At 62.1% G+C, this 12,645-nt stretch carries 10 protein-coding genes; 2 read left to right on the top strand and 8 right to left on the bottom strand.

The annotated features are described in order from the left end of the window. Positions 1–31: 31 nt before the first annotated feature. The 8 genes from E2K99_RS25465 to E2K99_RS07435 all read right to left on the bottom strand — a co-directional run bounded on the left by E2K99_RS25465 (position 32) and on the right by E2K99_RS07435 (position 10,216). Complete coding sequence (locus E2K99_RS25465) at positions 32–199, bottom strand: hypothetical protein (protein ID WP_166675048.1); 168 nt, start codon at positions 197–199, stop codon at positions 32–34. A gap of 596 nt (positions 200–795) precedes the next feature. Continuing rightward, complete coding sequence (locus tag E2K99_RS07465; protein ID WP_134221830.1) at positions 796–1,641, bottom strand: lysozyme inhibitor LprI family protein; 846 nt, start codon at positions 1,639–1,641, stop codon at positions 796–798. A gap of 271 nt (positions 1,642–1,912) precedes the next feature. Further along, positions 1,913–2,140 (bottom strand): formate dehydrogenase subunit delta, encoded by a 228-nt coding sequence (locus E2K99_RS07460; protein ID WP_134221829.1) that lies wholly within the window; start codon positions 2,138–2,140, stop codon positions 1,913–1,915. A gap of 61 nt (positions 2,141–2,201) precedes the next feature. Beyond that, the gene (gene fdhD / locus E2K99_RS07455) at positions 2,202–3,044 is read right to left on the bottom strand and encodes a formate dehydrogenase accessory sulfurtransferase FdhD (protein WP_134221828.1); all 843 of its coding nucleotides are present in this window, start codon (positions 3,042–3,044) and stop codon (positions 2,202–2,204) included. A gap of 79 nt (positions 3,045–3,123) precedes the next feature. After that, complete coding sequence (gene fdhF, locus E2K99_RS07450; RefSeq protein ID WP_134221827.1) at positions 3,124–5,997, bottom strand: formate dehydrogenase subunit alpha; 2,874 nt, start codon at positions 5,995–5,997, stop codon at positions 3,124–3,126. 45 nt (positions 5,998–6,042) lie between these two features. Continuing rightward, positions 6,043–7,605, bottom strand: coding sequence for a formate dehydrogenase beta subunit (locus E2K99_RS07445; protein WP_134221826.1), 1,563 nt, complete (start codon positions 7,603–7,605; stop codon positions 6,043–6,045). Continuing rightward, entirely contained in the window at positions 7,605–8,081 is a 477-nt protein-coding gene (locus E2K99_RS07440; protein WP_008327136.1) for a formate dehydrogenase subunit gamma, read from the bottom strand. Before E2K99_RS07440 ends, E2K99_RS07445 begins: the two co-directional genes overlap by 1 nt. 488 nt (positions 8,082–8,569) lie before the next feature. Then, positions 8,570–10,216 (bottom strand): OFA family MFS transporter, encoded by a 1,647-nt coding sequence (locus E2K99_RS07435; protein WP_134221825.1) that lies wholly within the window; start codon positions 10,214–10,216, stop codon positions 8,570–8,572. A 229-nt stretch (positions 10,217–10,445) separates the two neighbouring features. Here E2K99_RS07435 and E2K99_RS07430 point away from each other — a divergent pair, with 229 nt between their 5' ends. Both E2K99_RS07430 and E2K99_RS07425 read left to right on the top strand, forming a co-directional pair. Then, positions 10,446–11,513 carry a substrate-binding domain-containing protein gene (locus E2K99_RS07430; protein ID WP_034332988.1) on the top strand — a complete coding sequence of 356 codons (1,068 nt, stop codon included), beginning with the start codon at positions 10,446–10,448 and terminating at the stop codon, positions 11,511–11,513. Between the two features lie 135 nt (positions 11,514–11,648). Further along, positions 11,649–12,632 carry a LysR family transcriptional regulator gene (locus E2K99_RS07425; RefSeq protein ID WP_134221824.1) on the top strand — a complete coding sequence of 328 codons (984 nt, stop codon included), beginning with the start codon at positions 11,649–11,651 and terminating at the stop codon, positions 12,630–12,632. Positions 12,633–12,645: the final 13 nt, after the last annotated feature.

Here is a 12,645-nt window from a genome sequence, read left to right as displayed (position 1 = left end):
ACCTGTCTCAGGGCAGCTCTGGCCAAATGGCTCAGATCATTCGATACATACGGATCAGCCCGCAAGGTGCATTCGCTTTCGATGCCTTTGGACCAGCGATGCAATCGAAAGCAAGCTTCACCGGACTCACCGGACGGATTCCGCCAGGAATGAGCGAGACAAAGCGACGCCAATTTTTTCTTAATTTTTTCTGATTCATGTTTTTGCGAATTTATCGCTTCAAAAAAGCGAGCTTTTTATCTTTGATGGCGTTAAGTTTTGTAAGGACGGATCAGATCATATAGACCATCAATGACGAATGGCTGACGGATAACTGACGCCATGCCGCTGAATCGATGAAACAAATAGGTGAGTTCGGGTTAATTAATTTAATTTGAACCAATTGGCCGCAAAGGTGAATACAACCGCATGAAGCCCCATTAGGACTGGTATCAACACGTAATGTGCCAGGCGTAGTGCCTGCGCCGAGGAGGCGGCGGGAAGGAAAAGGAGGGAGATCGTCAGCGCTTGCTGATCAAATCAGTGCGAGAAAGACAATGCAGGCAGATGCCGGCGGCCAGCACAGAAAGACTCGATTTAGAAAAGCGAGTATTAACTACCAAAAAAACAAGTCAAAAATTATTCATCCTCACTGAGGATCACAAAAACCCATTGAAGTGATGAGCACACGTTGCGCGTGATACCGCCGCGCACCGCCTTGGCGAGGGCCGCGCGCATTCCAGGCAGTGACGGCGCAATGGCCGCACTGCCTCCCATGCTGATCTCCGTTGTGGTGTGTGTTCGCTGACGGTCGAATTACATCAACGAAAACTTCTTGTCGGTGAGGCAAGGATTAATCCACGAATCATGATCGTCGGCAGGCGATCCACTTACCTCAGCATCCAGCTTGGGCAGCGGCGGATCCAACACGATACCGCCGCCCGCCGCCTCGGCTTGTCCTCCTGAGGCTGTGTCCCCACCCTGCCCCGAACACGTCTCATCCTTGCAGCTGGCTACGATCTTGGGGACACCGGCGACAAGTGTCGCCACCGTCCTGGTGGTGTACACGCGGTAGGTCGCCCACTCACTTGTCTCGCTACAAATCCGTTCCTTGTTCTGGTATTGGATTGTGCCCAGGCAGGCATAGCCATAGTTATCGCCAGAGCCATTCTGATTACGCGGATAGAAGAAGCACTCGGTGGCAAAGCCAGTGAAATCCCCTCGGGGAAATTGGCTTGCATAGCGCCGCTGATCCAGTGCCGCCTGAATAAAGTGAAACTGCCCCGGCTCATGATCTGAGCGCCGCTTGAGTTGATCTGTGCGCCCCCTGATCGCCTTCAATACCATCTTGCGCTGCATATCCTTCGGATAGGTCTCACCGGTCTGGCCATTGGTAGCGCGATCGAGATCCCCAAACGCTGCCTCCCGCGCCGCGATCCAACGTTTCTGGCTGGCGACCAGCATGTCGTGGATCTCAGCATCAGGAGCTGCCTTCAAGATGGCGGCATAGGCGCGGTTCATGTCCGCATCTGCGCGAACGATGGCCGGATTGCTGCAAACAAGATGCTCAACGTCACTCGAAGCACGCTGACAGTTGATCGCATAGGCTGTGGAAGACAGTGACGTGACGACGAGTATCGGCAAGGCAAGAAATAATTTCATTACTCGGATCTCTCCTGGAAACAAGTGGGCGAATACATCGGCATTCCTGACAGCCTGGGCGAATCTTGCCAACAATGATTCGCCCCATGCAGGAACAGGCGGATGCTGCCTGGCTTGCCTGACAAACGGCTGATGAATTTACACTTGTGGAATTCACCCAACAGAAGCGATTCTCTGCGTCAGGCCATGAGTGTTCCCCTGCTCTCGCCAAATAAAAAAACCGCTCAGCAAACTGAGCGGTTTTCACCTGAATCACAAGAAGGCAGCGGTCCTATACCGCCAACTGCTGCACATGCCGGTTCACCGCCTCCAGCACGATGGGATCCAGTCCCTCCCCTTGCGTCTTCTCGATATGCTCAAGGAAGGCCTTGCGCATGCGCGGCTCCCAGAAACGCTTGAGGTGCGAGGCCAGGTCGGCAATGGCCTGCTCGCGGTCCGGCATGGTGGAAAAGAAACTGCCGATCTGGTTGGCCATCTTGACCAGGTGTTCGATATTCATGGTGCGTCTCCTCCTGCTCTGTTCATCGATTGTCCGTCAACTCTTCATCCGCGCCACCAGCTCACCGCAAACGATGCGGCCGCGCATATACCACGTGGCCCTGCTTGCGCACGAAGCCCAGCAGCGTCACATCCGTCTCTTCGGCCAGCCGGATCGCCAAGGCGGTCGGGGCTGACACGGCAGCGATGAAACCGATGCCGACCGTGGCCGCCTTCTGCACCATCTCGTAACTGGCGCGGCTGGTGATGATGGCCGCGCCCTGCGCAAAATCGGCCTCCTCTTCGGCCAGCGCGCCGATGAGCTTGTCCAGCGCATTGTGGCGGCCCACATCTTCGCGGACCAGCACGATGCCGCCCGACGCATCCATCCACGCCGCCGCATGCGTGGCACCGGTGGCCTGCTGCAAGTGCTGCCCGGCCTGCATCTGTTCGAAAGCTGCATGCACCTGCTCCACCGAAAACACCGCGCCACCGCGCACTGCCTGCGGATGCCGCACCGCCTGCTCCAGCGTCTCCGCACCACACAAGCCGCAGCCGGTGCGCCCGGTGAGGTTGCGGCGCTTCTCCTTGAGCGCCACGAAGCGCTCGGTGGCGATGCGCATCTGTACCTGCACGCCTTCGCAGCCGGGGACGATCTCGCATTCATACAGCTCGCCCGGCGCGGCCAGAATGCCTTCGGTGAGCGAGAAGCCCAACGCAAAATCTTCCAAATCGGCGGGCGTGGCCATCATCACGGCGTGCGAGATGCCGTTGTATTCGAGGGCAATGGGCACTTCCTCGGCGACGACATCCTCTACCGTCTCGCGCTGGCCATCGCGCCAGCGATCTACCTGCACGCGGGCGAAGGTGGCGTAGTCGCCGGTGGTGTCGTCGATGACGGGGCTGCTGCTGTTGCGTGTGTTCATGCTGTCCTGCTGGATGCGGATGGGTTGGGCTCGTGTCTGCGGAAATCACGCCGGCACGAGCCCGTCAGGCCCGCGCCGCTTACTTCGTCACCAGGGGTTCCGCCTGCGCCTCGCCCTTGAGCAGATCGAGCTGCGCACGGTTGAAGCGCTCGTAATGCTGCTGCCATTGCGAGGGCTGCGTCACCGGCATCACCTGCACCGCCGTCACCTTGTACTCGGGGCAGTTGGTAGCCCAGTCGGAGTTGTCAGTGGTAATGACGTTGGCACCCGATTCGGGGAAGTGGAAAGTGGTATAGACCACTCCCGGCTGCACCTTCTCGGTCACCGTCGCCCGCAGCACGGTCTGGCCTGCACGCGACTCCACCCCGACCCAGTCACCCTCGCGGATGCCACGGTCCTCGGCATCGTGCGGGTGGATTTCCAGCCGGTCTTCGCTATGCCATTGCGAGTTCTCGGTGCGGCGTGTCTGCGCGCCCACGTTGTACTGCGACAGGATGCGGCCGGTGGTGAGGATCAGCGGGTAGCGCTGCGTCACCTTCTCGTCGGTGGCGAAATACTGCGTGTTGATGAACTTGCCCTTGCCCCGAATGAAGCTGCCCACGTGCATGATGGGCGTGCCTTCCGGCGCGGCATCGTTGCAGGGCCACTGGATGCTGCCGAGTTTCTCCAGCTTGTCGTAGCTCACGCCGTGGAAGCTGGGGGTCAGGGCGGCGATCTCGTCCATGATTTCCGAGGGGTGATTGTACGGCATCGGGTAACCCAGCGCTTCGGCCAGCGCCACCGTGACTTCCCAGTCGGACTTGCCGGCCTTGGGCGGCATCACCTTGCGCACGCGCGAGATGCGGCGCTCGGCGTTGGTGAAGGTGCCATCCTTTTCCAGGAAGGACGAACCGGGCAGGAACACGTGCGCATACTTGGCCGTTTCGTTCAGGAACAGGTCCTGCACCACGATGCATTCCATGGCCTGCAAGGCCGCTGCCACGTGCTGGGTATTCGGGTCCGACTGGACGATGTCTTCCCCTTCGCAATACAGGCCCTTGAAGCTGCCATCGAGGGCCGCATCGAACATGTTGGGAATGCGCAGGCCCGGCTCCGGGTTGAGCGTCACGCCCCAGGCTTGTTCGAACTGGCCGCGCACGGTGGAATCCGAAATGTGGCGATAGCCCGGCAATTCGTGCGGGAAGGAACCCATGTCGCAGGAGCCCTGCACATTGTTCTGCCCGCGCAGCGGATTCACGCCCACGCCTTCGCGGCCGACGTTGCCGGTGCACATGGCCAGGTTGGCAATGCCCATCACGGTGGTCGAACCTTGCGCATGTTCGGTCACGCCCAGTCCGTAGTAGATCGCGGCATTGCCGCCGGTGGCATAAAGGCGAGCCGCGCCACGGATGATCTCGGCGGGCACGCCGGTGATGGCGGCCATGGCTTCGGGGGAATTGTCTTCGCGCAGGACGAACTCTTTCCAATCCTTGTATGACTGCAGGTCGCAGCGTTCCTGGATGTAGGACTCGTTCTGCAGGCCTTCCGAAAGGATCACATGAGCCAGCGCCGTGATGATGGCGGTGTTGGTGCCGGGGCGCAGCTTCAGGTGATAGTCGGCCTTCAGATGCGGCGACTTGACCATCTCGGTGGTGCGCGGATCGATCACGATCAGCTTGGCCCCCTGGCGCACGCGACGCTTGATCTGCGAAGCGAACACAGGATGGCCGGCCGCCGGGTTGGCTCCCATGATGAGGATGACGTCCGACTTCATCACCGATTCAAAGGTCTGCGTCCCGGCCGATTCACCGAGGGTCTGCTTCAGGCCATACCCGGTCGGTGAGTGGCAGACGCGGGCGCAGGTATCGACGTTGTTGTTGCCGAAGGCGGCGCGCACCAGTTTCTGGACCAGATAGGTTTCTTCGTTGGTGCAGCGGGAAGAGGTGATGCCGCCGATGGAATCCTTGCCATGCTTGGCCTGGATGCGGCGGAACTCGCTGGCCGCATACGACAGTGCTTCCTCCCACGACACTTCGCGCCAGGGATCGTTGATGCTCTTGCGGATCATGGGATTCAGGATGCGGTCCTTGTGGGTCGCATAGCCCCAGGCGAAGCGGCCCTTGACGCAGGAGTGGCCCTGGTTGGCCTTGCCGTCCTTGTACGGCACCATGCGCACCACTTCATTGCCCTTCATCTCGGCCTTGAAGGAACAACCCACGCCGCAATAGGCGCAGGTGGTGACCTTGCTGTGCTCGGCCTGGCCCAGCATGATGACGGTCTTTTCCGTCAGCGTCGCGGTCGGGCAGGCCTCCACACAGGCACCGCAGGAGACGCACTCGGATTCCATGAAGGCTTCCATCTGCCCGGCCGAGACACGCGACTCGAAACCGCGGCCGTTGATGGTCAGGGCAAAGGTGCCTTGCGTTTCTTCGCAAGCCCGCACGCAGCGGTTGCAGACGATGCACTTGGAAGGGTCATAGGTGAAGTAGGGATTGGACTCATCCTTCTTCATCTGGGTATGGTTCTCGCCCTCGTAGCCATAGCGCACTTCGCGCAGGCCGACCACACCGGCCATGTCCTGCAGTTCGCAGTTGCCGTTGGTGGGACAGGTCAGGCAATCCAGCGGGTGATCCGAGATGTAGAGTTCCATCACGCCACGCCGGATCTCGGCCAGCTTGGGGGTCTGCGTCTGCACCTTCATGCCCGGTTCGCAGGGCGTGGTGCAGGAGGCCGGATAGCCTTTCATCTTGCGGCCATCCTTTTCGATTTCCACCAGGCACAGGCGGCAGGAACCGAAAGGTTCCAGGCTGTCGGTGGCGCACAGCTTGGGCACGTTGATGCCGGCCTCGACCGAGGCGCGCATGACCGAGGTGCCGGCCGGGACCGTCACGGCCACGCCGTCGATCTCCAGCGTGACCATCTGTTCCGAGGCACGTGCGGGCGTGCCGTAATCCGTTTCGTTGAGCTGATTCATGGTGCAACTCCTTGCATTCGCTGATTCGTTGATGCGCTGATGGGGTCAGGCTGCCTGTTCGCCGGGCGCGCCGAAGTCTTCGGGGAAATGGTTCAGGGCCGACAGCACCGGGAACGGCGTCATGCCGCCCATGGCGCAGAGCGAACCATTGACCATGGTGTCGCACAGGCTCTTCAACAAATGGATCTGCTGCGGGCGTTCCTCGTTGGCGATGATCTTGTCGATCACTTCCACACCGCGGGTGGAGCCGATGCGGCAAGGGGTGCACTTGCCGCAGGACTCGACTGCACAGAATTGCATGGCGTAGCGGGCCTGTCTGGCCATATCGACACTGTCGTCAAACGCCACCAGCCCGCCATGCCCGATCATCGCGCCGATCGCGGCGAAAGCTTCATAGTCGAGCGGTGTATCGAATTGCGAGGGTGGCAGGTACGCGCCCAGCGGCCCGCCCATCTGCACCGCGCGAATCGGCCGTCCCGAGGCACTGCCGCCGCCGAAGTCCTCCAGCAACTGGCGCAGCGTGAGACCGAACGCTTTCTCCACCAGGCCACCCTGTTTGATGTTGCCGGCCAGCTGGAAGGGCAGCGTGCCGTGCGAGCGGCCTACGCCATAGTTCTTGTAGAAGTCCGCGCCGCGCGCCAGGATCACCGGCACCGAGGCCAGCGAGATCAGATTGTTGATGACGGTCGGCTTGCCGAACAGGCCCTCGATGGCGGGCAGTGGCGGCTTGGCGCGCACCACGCCGCGCTTGCCTTCCAGGCTTTCCAGCATGGCGGTTTCTTCGCCGCAGATGTAGGCTCCTGCGCCCTTGCGCACTTCCAGCCGGAAGGATTTGCCGGAACCCAGAATGTCATCGCCCAGGTAGCCGCGCGCGGTGGCGATGGCGATGGCTTCGTTCATCGTCGCAATCGCATGCGGATATTCGGAGCGCACGTAGATGTAGCCCTCGGTTGCGCCCACTGCGACGGCAGCGATGGTCATGCCTTCGATCAGCGTGAAGGGATCGTCTTCCATGATCATGCGGTCCGAGAAGGTGCCCGAGTCGCCCTCATCGGCATTGCAGACCACGTACTTTTGCGCGGCCGGTGCGCGCAGCACGGTCTGCCACTTGATGCCGGTCGGGAAGGCCGCACCGCCCCGGCCACGCAAACCCGAATCGATCATTTGCTGGACGATGGCCTCCGGTGTCTTGGCCAGCGCATTCTTCAACCCGGCATAACCTTCATGCGCCAGATAATCGTCCAGCGAGAGCGGATCGATGATGCCGACCCGCGCGAAGGTCAGGCGCTCCTGATTCTTCAGGAAGCCAATTTCTTCAGTCAGGCCCAGATGCAGCGTGTGCTGGCCTCCTGCGAGCAGCCCTGCATCGAAGAGGCCGCTGACATCCTCCGGCGACACAGGCCCGTAGGCCACGCGGCCGGCTGCGGTGGCCACTTCCACCAGCGGCTCCAGCCAGAACATGCCGCGCGAACCGTTGCGCACCAGCTTGATGGACTGGCCGCGCTTTTGCGCTTCGGCAGCGATGGCGGCGGCGACTTCGTTGGCCCCGAGGGCCAGCGCGGTCGAGTCGCGCGGGACATAGATGGTCACGGTTTCGTGCGTACTCATCATGCCTCCCGCTTGGCCTGGATCAGGCGCTTGAATTTGTCGGCATCGACGCGGGCGTGCAGCTCGTCGTCGAGGGTGAGGTTGGGACCGATGGCGCACTGGCCCAGGCAATACACCGGTTCCAGCGTGAACTGGCCATCGGCGCTGGTTTCATGGAAACCGCAGCCCAGCACATTCTGCGCATGCTCGGCCAAGGCCTCGCTGCCACGCGCCTGGCAGGCCTCGGCGCGGCACACCTGCACCACGTGGCGGCCGGCCGGTTCCTGGCGGAAGAAGTGATAGAACGAGATCACGCCATGCACCTCGGCGCGCGAGACGTTCAACTCGCCCGCAATCATCGGGACCGCATCGGCCGGGATGTAGCCGACCTTGTCCTGGATGCCGTGCAGGATGGGGAGCATGGCGCCGGCCATATCCTTGCGCTCGGCGATGATGCCGCGCACCGCCGCCACGTCGAAAACCTGTTGCCTCTTCATTGTTGCCTCCTGTGTTGCTCCGATGCGGTCCTTGTCCTTCTCCCGGAGGATCTTCTGCGGACCGCGCAAATGACGAATGAAAGGAAAGAGCCGCGCCTAGGGAGGAGCAGCCTGTGGAAAGCAGATCAAGGGATGGGGAGAACAATGCGGCGGCATGACGCTGCCCCGGTGAAGGGTGCGCACGGCCGTGCGAGATGAACCAGCTGGTCTCCGTTGTTGCATGTTCGCCCTGCCTTGATGGGTTGGTGTGAACACTGCGGATGCTGGCCTGCCCCTATCAGGGGACGAGCCATGCTCCTGTTTTTTGATAGTCGCTGACACAAGCTGCCCTGGTTCACGGGGCCATGGCAGCTTGTGTCAGCGGCTTTCGCCGCTGCGGTCCTGCGTGCAGGCCGGGTGGAGCCGGCCTGCGGATGTAACAATGACTTGACTACAAATTCACACGACTACGTAATCGAAAATTACATCGTCGTTGAGGTGTTGCACAATCAGCGGAACAGCACGGCCGACTTCTGCAGCACCAGGGTGATACCCCAGATCAGCGGAATGCCGACAGCCGCCCAGGCCAGGCCGATGAACAGCGGGTTGCCGCCGCTGCCGATCTGCGACATGTCGCCCGAACCGGCGGTGACGGCTGCATCGGCGGCCGACTTTTCGTGGGCCAGCTGCTTTTCACGGGCCAGTTCTTCCGGCGTCATGAAGTGCTTGGCCGCGACCGGGCGGATCAGCAGGTTGCAGATCAGGCCCAGCACCAGCATGCCGGCCAGGATGTACATGGTGGTGTTGTAGACCTCGTTCTTGGGCATGCCCAGGGACAGCTGGTACTCACGCATGTAGTTCACCACCACCGGGCCCAGGATGCCGGCGGTCGCCCACGCGGTCAGCAGGCGGCCGTGGATGGCGCCCACCATCTGGGTACCGAACAGGTCGGCCAGGTAAGCAGGGACGGTGGCGAAGCCGCCGCCATACATCGACAGGATGATGCAGACTGCGCCGACGAACAGCGGGATGTTGCCGGACTTGGCCGACCACGGCAGGCTCACGTACAGCACGAAGCCCAGCACGAAGAAGATGGCGTAGGTCATCTTGCGGCCGAAGAAGTCCGAGCACGAGGCCCAGGCGAAACGGCCACCGATGTTGAACAGCGAGATCAGGCCCGTGAAGCCGGCAGCCAGTGCCGCGATACCGGCCTTCTGCTCGACCGACAGGTCATTGAAACCGATGTCCACGCCCAGCAGCTTGCCGCCGAAGACTTCCTGCAGCATCGGCGAAGCGATGCCGATGACGCCGATACCGGCCGACACGTTCAGGCAGAGCACCAGCCACACCAGCCAGAACTGGGGAATGCCCCAGACCTTGGAGACGTGCACGTGGTTCTGGGTGATCATGGTCGCCGAGGACTTGGCCACCGGCGGAGTCCAGCCAGCCGGCTTCCAGCCGGTCGGCGGCACGCGGTAGCCGAAGGCACCGGCCATCATGAAGACGAAGTAGATGATGGCCATGACCACGAAGGTTTCCCACACGCCCACGGAGGTGGGGGAGGCAAACTTCTTCATCAGCGCATCGGCCAGCGGGGTGCCGACCAGGGCACCACCGCCGAAGCCCATGATGGCCATACCGGTGGCCATGCCGCGACGGTCAGGGAACCACTTGATCAGGGTCGACACCGGCGAGATGTAGCCCAGGCCGAGACCGACGCCACCGATGACGCCGGAGCCCAGCCACATCAGCCAGATCTGGTGCGTTTTCACGCCCAGGGCCGAGATCAGCAGGCCGCCGCACCAGCAGATGGCAGCCACCACACCGGCCTTGCGCGGACCGGCGTGTTCCAGCCAGCCGCCCCACAGCGCAGCGGAGATGCCCAGCAGGACGAAGAACATCGTGTACATCCAGCCCAGCATGGAAATCTTCCAGTCACAGGTGGACGAGAAGACTTGCGCGAAGAAGCCGATATCGGCACCGCAAGCGATGGGCGCGGTCACGCCCAGGGCCTTGGACAGCGGCAGCCAGAACACGGAGAAACCGTAGGCCATGCCGATGCACAGGTGGATTGCGAGCGCTGCTGGCGGTACCAGCCAGCGATTGAAGCCAGGCTTGGCGACCGTGTGTTCCTTGTTCAGGAAATCGAAAGCCATTATTCCTCCGAATATTTTATGAGTGTGTGATGTGGGCAAATCGAAGGAAGGATTGCATCGCAAAGCCGGTAGGGGCGGATCGTGACACCGACCCATCTTTGCGGCGATATCCTTCTCTTTTCGTTTATTTATTTATGTACAACACCGCATATATTTTCTATCATTTATGCAGGGTGACGCGAAATTATCACCGATAAACGGCCGTTTCAATATGCTTTCTTTCACATAAATGTTCAAAGTCCACATCAAACCTCACTGGGAAATCGCCTACGACAACGAGGCGGCGCTGGACACGGCCAACTTGTTGACCCTGCTCACCGCGATCCAGCAGAGCGGCTCGATTGCGCGTGCCGCGCAATTGACGCGCTATTCCTATCGCCACGCCTGGGGCCTGCTGCGCGAGGCCGAGCGCCTGTTCGGCAACGCCCTCATTGAAAGCGGGCGTGGCCGCGGCACCACACTGACCGATTTCGCCAGCAAGCTGTTGTGGGCCGATCGCCTGGTGACGGCGCGTCTCTCCCCTACCCTCGACAGCCTGGCCTCGGAGCTGGAAGTGGAGCTGGGCAAGACGGTGGAAGGCAAATCCGAGAAGGTGCGCCTGAACGCCAGCCACGGCTTTGCGGTGGCGGCGCTGCTCAACAAGATCAATGAAGGCCGCCTGCCGGTGGAGGTACGCTACCGCCACAGCACCGATGCGGTGGCGGCGCTGTCGCGCCAGGAATGCGACCTGGCGGGCTTCCATGTGCCGCTGGGCGAATTCGAGAAACCGGCCATCGCCACCTATGCCAAGTGGCTCAACAAGCGCAGCGATTGCCTGATCCACCTGGCCATCCGCAACCAGGGACTGTTCGTCGAGCCGGACAATCCCAAGGGCTTGCGCGGCCTGGCCGACCTCACCCGCACCGACCTGCGTTTCGTCAACCGCGAAGCCGGATCGGGCACACGCATGCTGCTGGAACTGATGCTCAATGGAGCCGGCATCCCCCACAAGAAGATCAACGGTTTCGAGAACACCGAGTTCACGCACTCGGCGGTGGCCGCCTTCATCGCCAGTGGCATGGCCGATGTCGGCTTCGGCGTGCAGACGGCGGCGCATCGTTTCGGCCTGGGCTTCATCCCGCTGGTGCGCGAACGCTACTTCTTCGCGCTGCCGGCGGCGTCCTTGCAGGATCCGCTGATCCGCTCGGTGATCGATATCCTGCAATCGGACAGCTTCCGCAAGGTGGTCAACAACCTGGCCGGCTATGACGCCAACGACATGGGCAAGATCCAGACCATCAAGGAAGCCTTCGGCTGACCGGCACCGGCCAGAGGCCACACTGCACCAAGCGCCGCTTTTGGGCGTGGGGCGAAGCGGCTACACTCGCGCCCCTGGCCTGCTGCCGTCCTGGCAGCAGGCCCTTCTCTTTTCGCTGCCACGCCTCCCTGCGCCATGAATTCCGCTGCAAGCCATTCCCCCGCCCTGCCTACTCCCCTGCCTGCGATGCCTGCACTGGCGGGCATGGATGCGCGCCTGCTACGCCTGCTCGATGCGGTTCTCGATGAAGTCCATCTGGCGCGTGCCGCGGCGCGTGTGGGCCTGCCGCTGCCGGCCGCAGCCAGTGCGCTGGAACGATGCCGTCAGTTGCTGCGTGATCCGCTGCTGGAAGATGGCGGCACGCAGATGCGGCTGACGGCCACGGCACAGGCGCTGCGTGAGTCGGTCCGCCAGCTGCTGGCCGGCGATGCGCAGGCGCAGACGGCCAGCCCGGCGCAGCACGCGCCATTGCAAGCCGCAGTGGCGCAACGCGTGCGCATTCTCATGCCGGACTATCCGGCGCAGGTGGTAGCGCATGCGCTGTATCAGGAGCTGGCTGCCGAGCTGCCGTCACTGGATCTGGAATTCCAGACCTGGCAGGGCGATACCGATGCCGCCGCCCGTCTGGAACGCGGGCAGACCGATCTGGTCCTGGGTGCAACCAGGCCGACCGGCCAGTTGCGCGGACGTGAAGTGCTGCAGGAGCGCTGCGTGGCCGTGATGCGGCGCGATCATCCGGCAGCGCATGCGCTGACCTTGTCACGCTGGCTCTCGTATCCGCATCTGCAGATCGCTTGCCACGACACGCTCAACCGCATGATCGACGAACAGGTCGCCATGCAGGGCCTGCGTCGTCGCGTGGGCATGGTGATCCCGAATTTCCTGATGGCTCCGGCACTGTTGCAAGGCTCGGACCTGATCGCGGTCATGCCCATGCATTGCGTGCCGGCCGCTACCGCTGCGCATCCGGTGGCACTGACCTGCCTGCGCCCGCCGCTGCCGCTGGAGGCCCCGCCGCTGCGCTTGCTGCAGCATCGCCGTCACGCGGAAGATGCCTCGGTGGCGCTGGTGGCGCAGGTGCTGGAGCGCATCGTGCGGCAGCGATTCGACGGACGTTGAACGCAAATCTCAC

The sequence above is a fragment of the Herbaspirillum huttiense genome (assembly GCF_004367745.1).
Classification (GTDB): Bacteria; Pseudomonadota; Gammaproteobacteria; order Burkholderiales; family Burkholderiaceae_D; genus Herbaspirillum; species Herbaspirillum huttiense.
The sequence above is the reverse complement of the archived record's forward strand: the minus strand, read 5'-3'. Positions and strand labels throughout refer to the sequence as shown.

What these genes read in the sequence shown, in the direction of transcription:
- E2K99_RS25465 (WP_166675048.1), bottom strand. Translation starts at nt 199, where the DNA reads ATGAATCAGAAAAAATTAAGAAAAAATTGGCGTCGCTTTGTCTCGCTC.
- E2K99_RS07465 (WP_134221830.1), bottom strand. Translation starts at nt 1,641, where the DNA reads ATGAAATTATTTCTTGCCTTGCCGATACTCGTCGTCACGTCACTGTCT.
- E2K99_RS07460 (WP_134221829.1), bottom strand. Translation starts at nt 2,140, where the DNA reads ATGAATATCGAACACCTGGTCAAGATGGCCAACCAGATCGGCAGTTTC.
- fdhD (WP_134221828.1), bottom strand. Translation starts at nt 3,044, where the DNA reads ATGAACACACGCAACAGCAGCAGCCCCGTCATCGACGACACCACCGGC.
- fdhF (WP_134221827.1), bottom strand. Translation starts at nt 5,997, where the DNA reads ATGAATCAGCTCAACGAAACGGATTACGGCACGCCCGCACGTGCCTCG.
- E2K99_RS07445 (WP_134221826.1), bottom strand. Translation starts at nt 7,605, where the DNA reads ATGAGTACGCACGAAACCGTGACCATCTATGTCCCGCGCGACTCGACC.
- E2K99_RS07440 (WP_008327136.1), bottom strand. Translation starts at nt 8,081, where the DNA reads ATGAAGAGGCAACAGGTTTTCGACGTGGCGGCGGTGCGCGGCATCATC.
- E2K99_RS07435 (WP_134221825.1), bottom strand. Translation starts at nt 10,216, where the DNA reads ATGGCTTTCGATTTCCTGAACAAGGAACACACGGTCGCCAAGCCTGGC.
- E2K99_RS07430 (WP_034332988.1), top strand. Translation starts at nt 10,446, where the DNA reads ATGTTCAAAGTCCACATCAAACCTCACTGGGAAATCGCCTACGACAAC.
- E2K99_RS07425 (WP_134221824.1), top strand. Translation starts at nt 11,649, where the DNA reads ATGAATTCCGCTGCAAGCCATTCCCCCGCCCTGCCTACTCCCCTGCCT.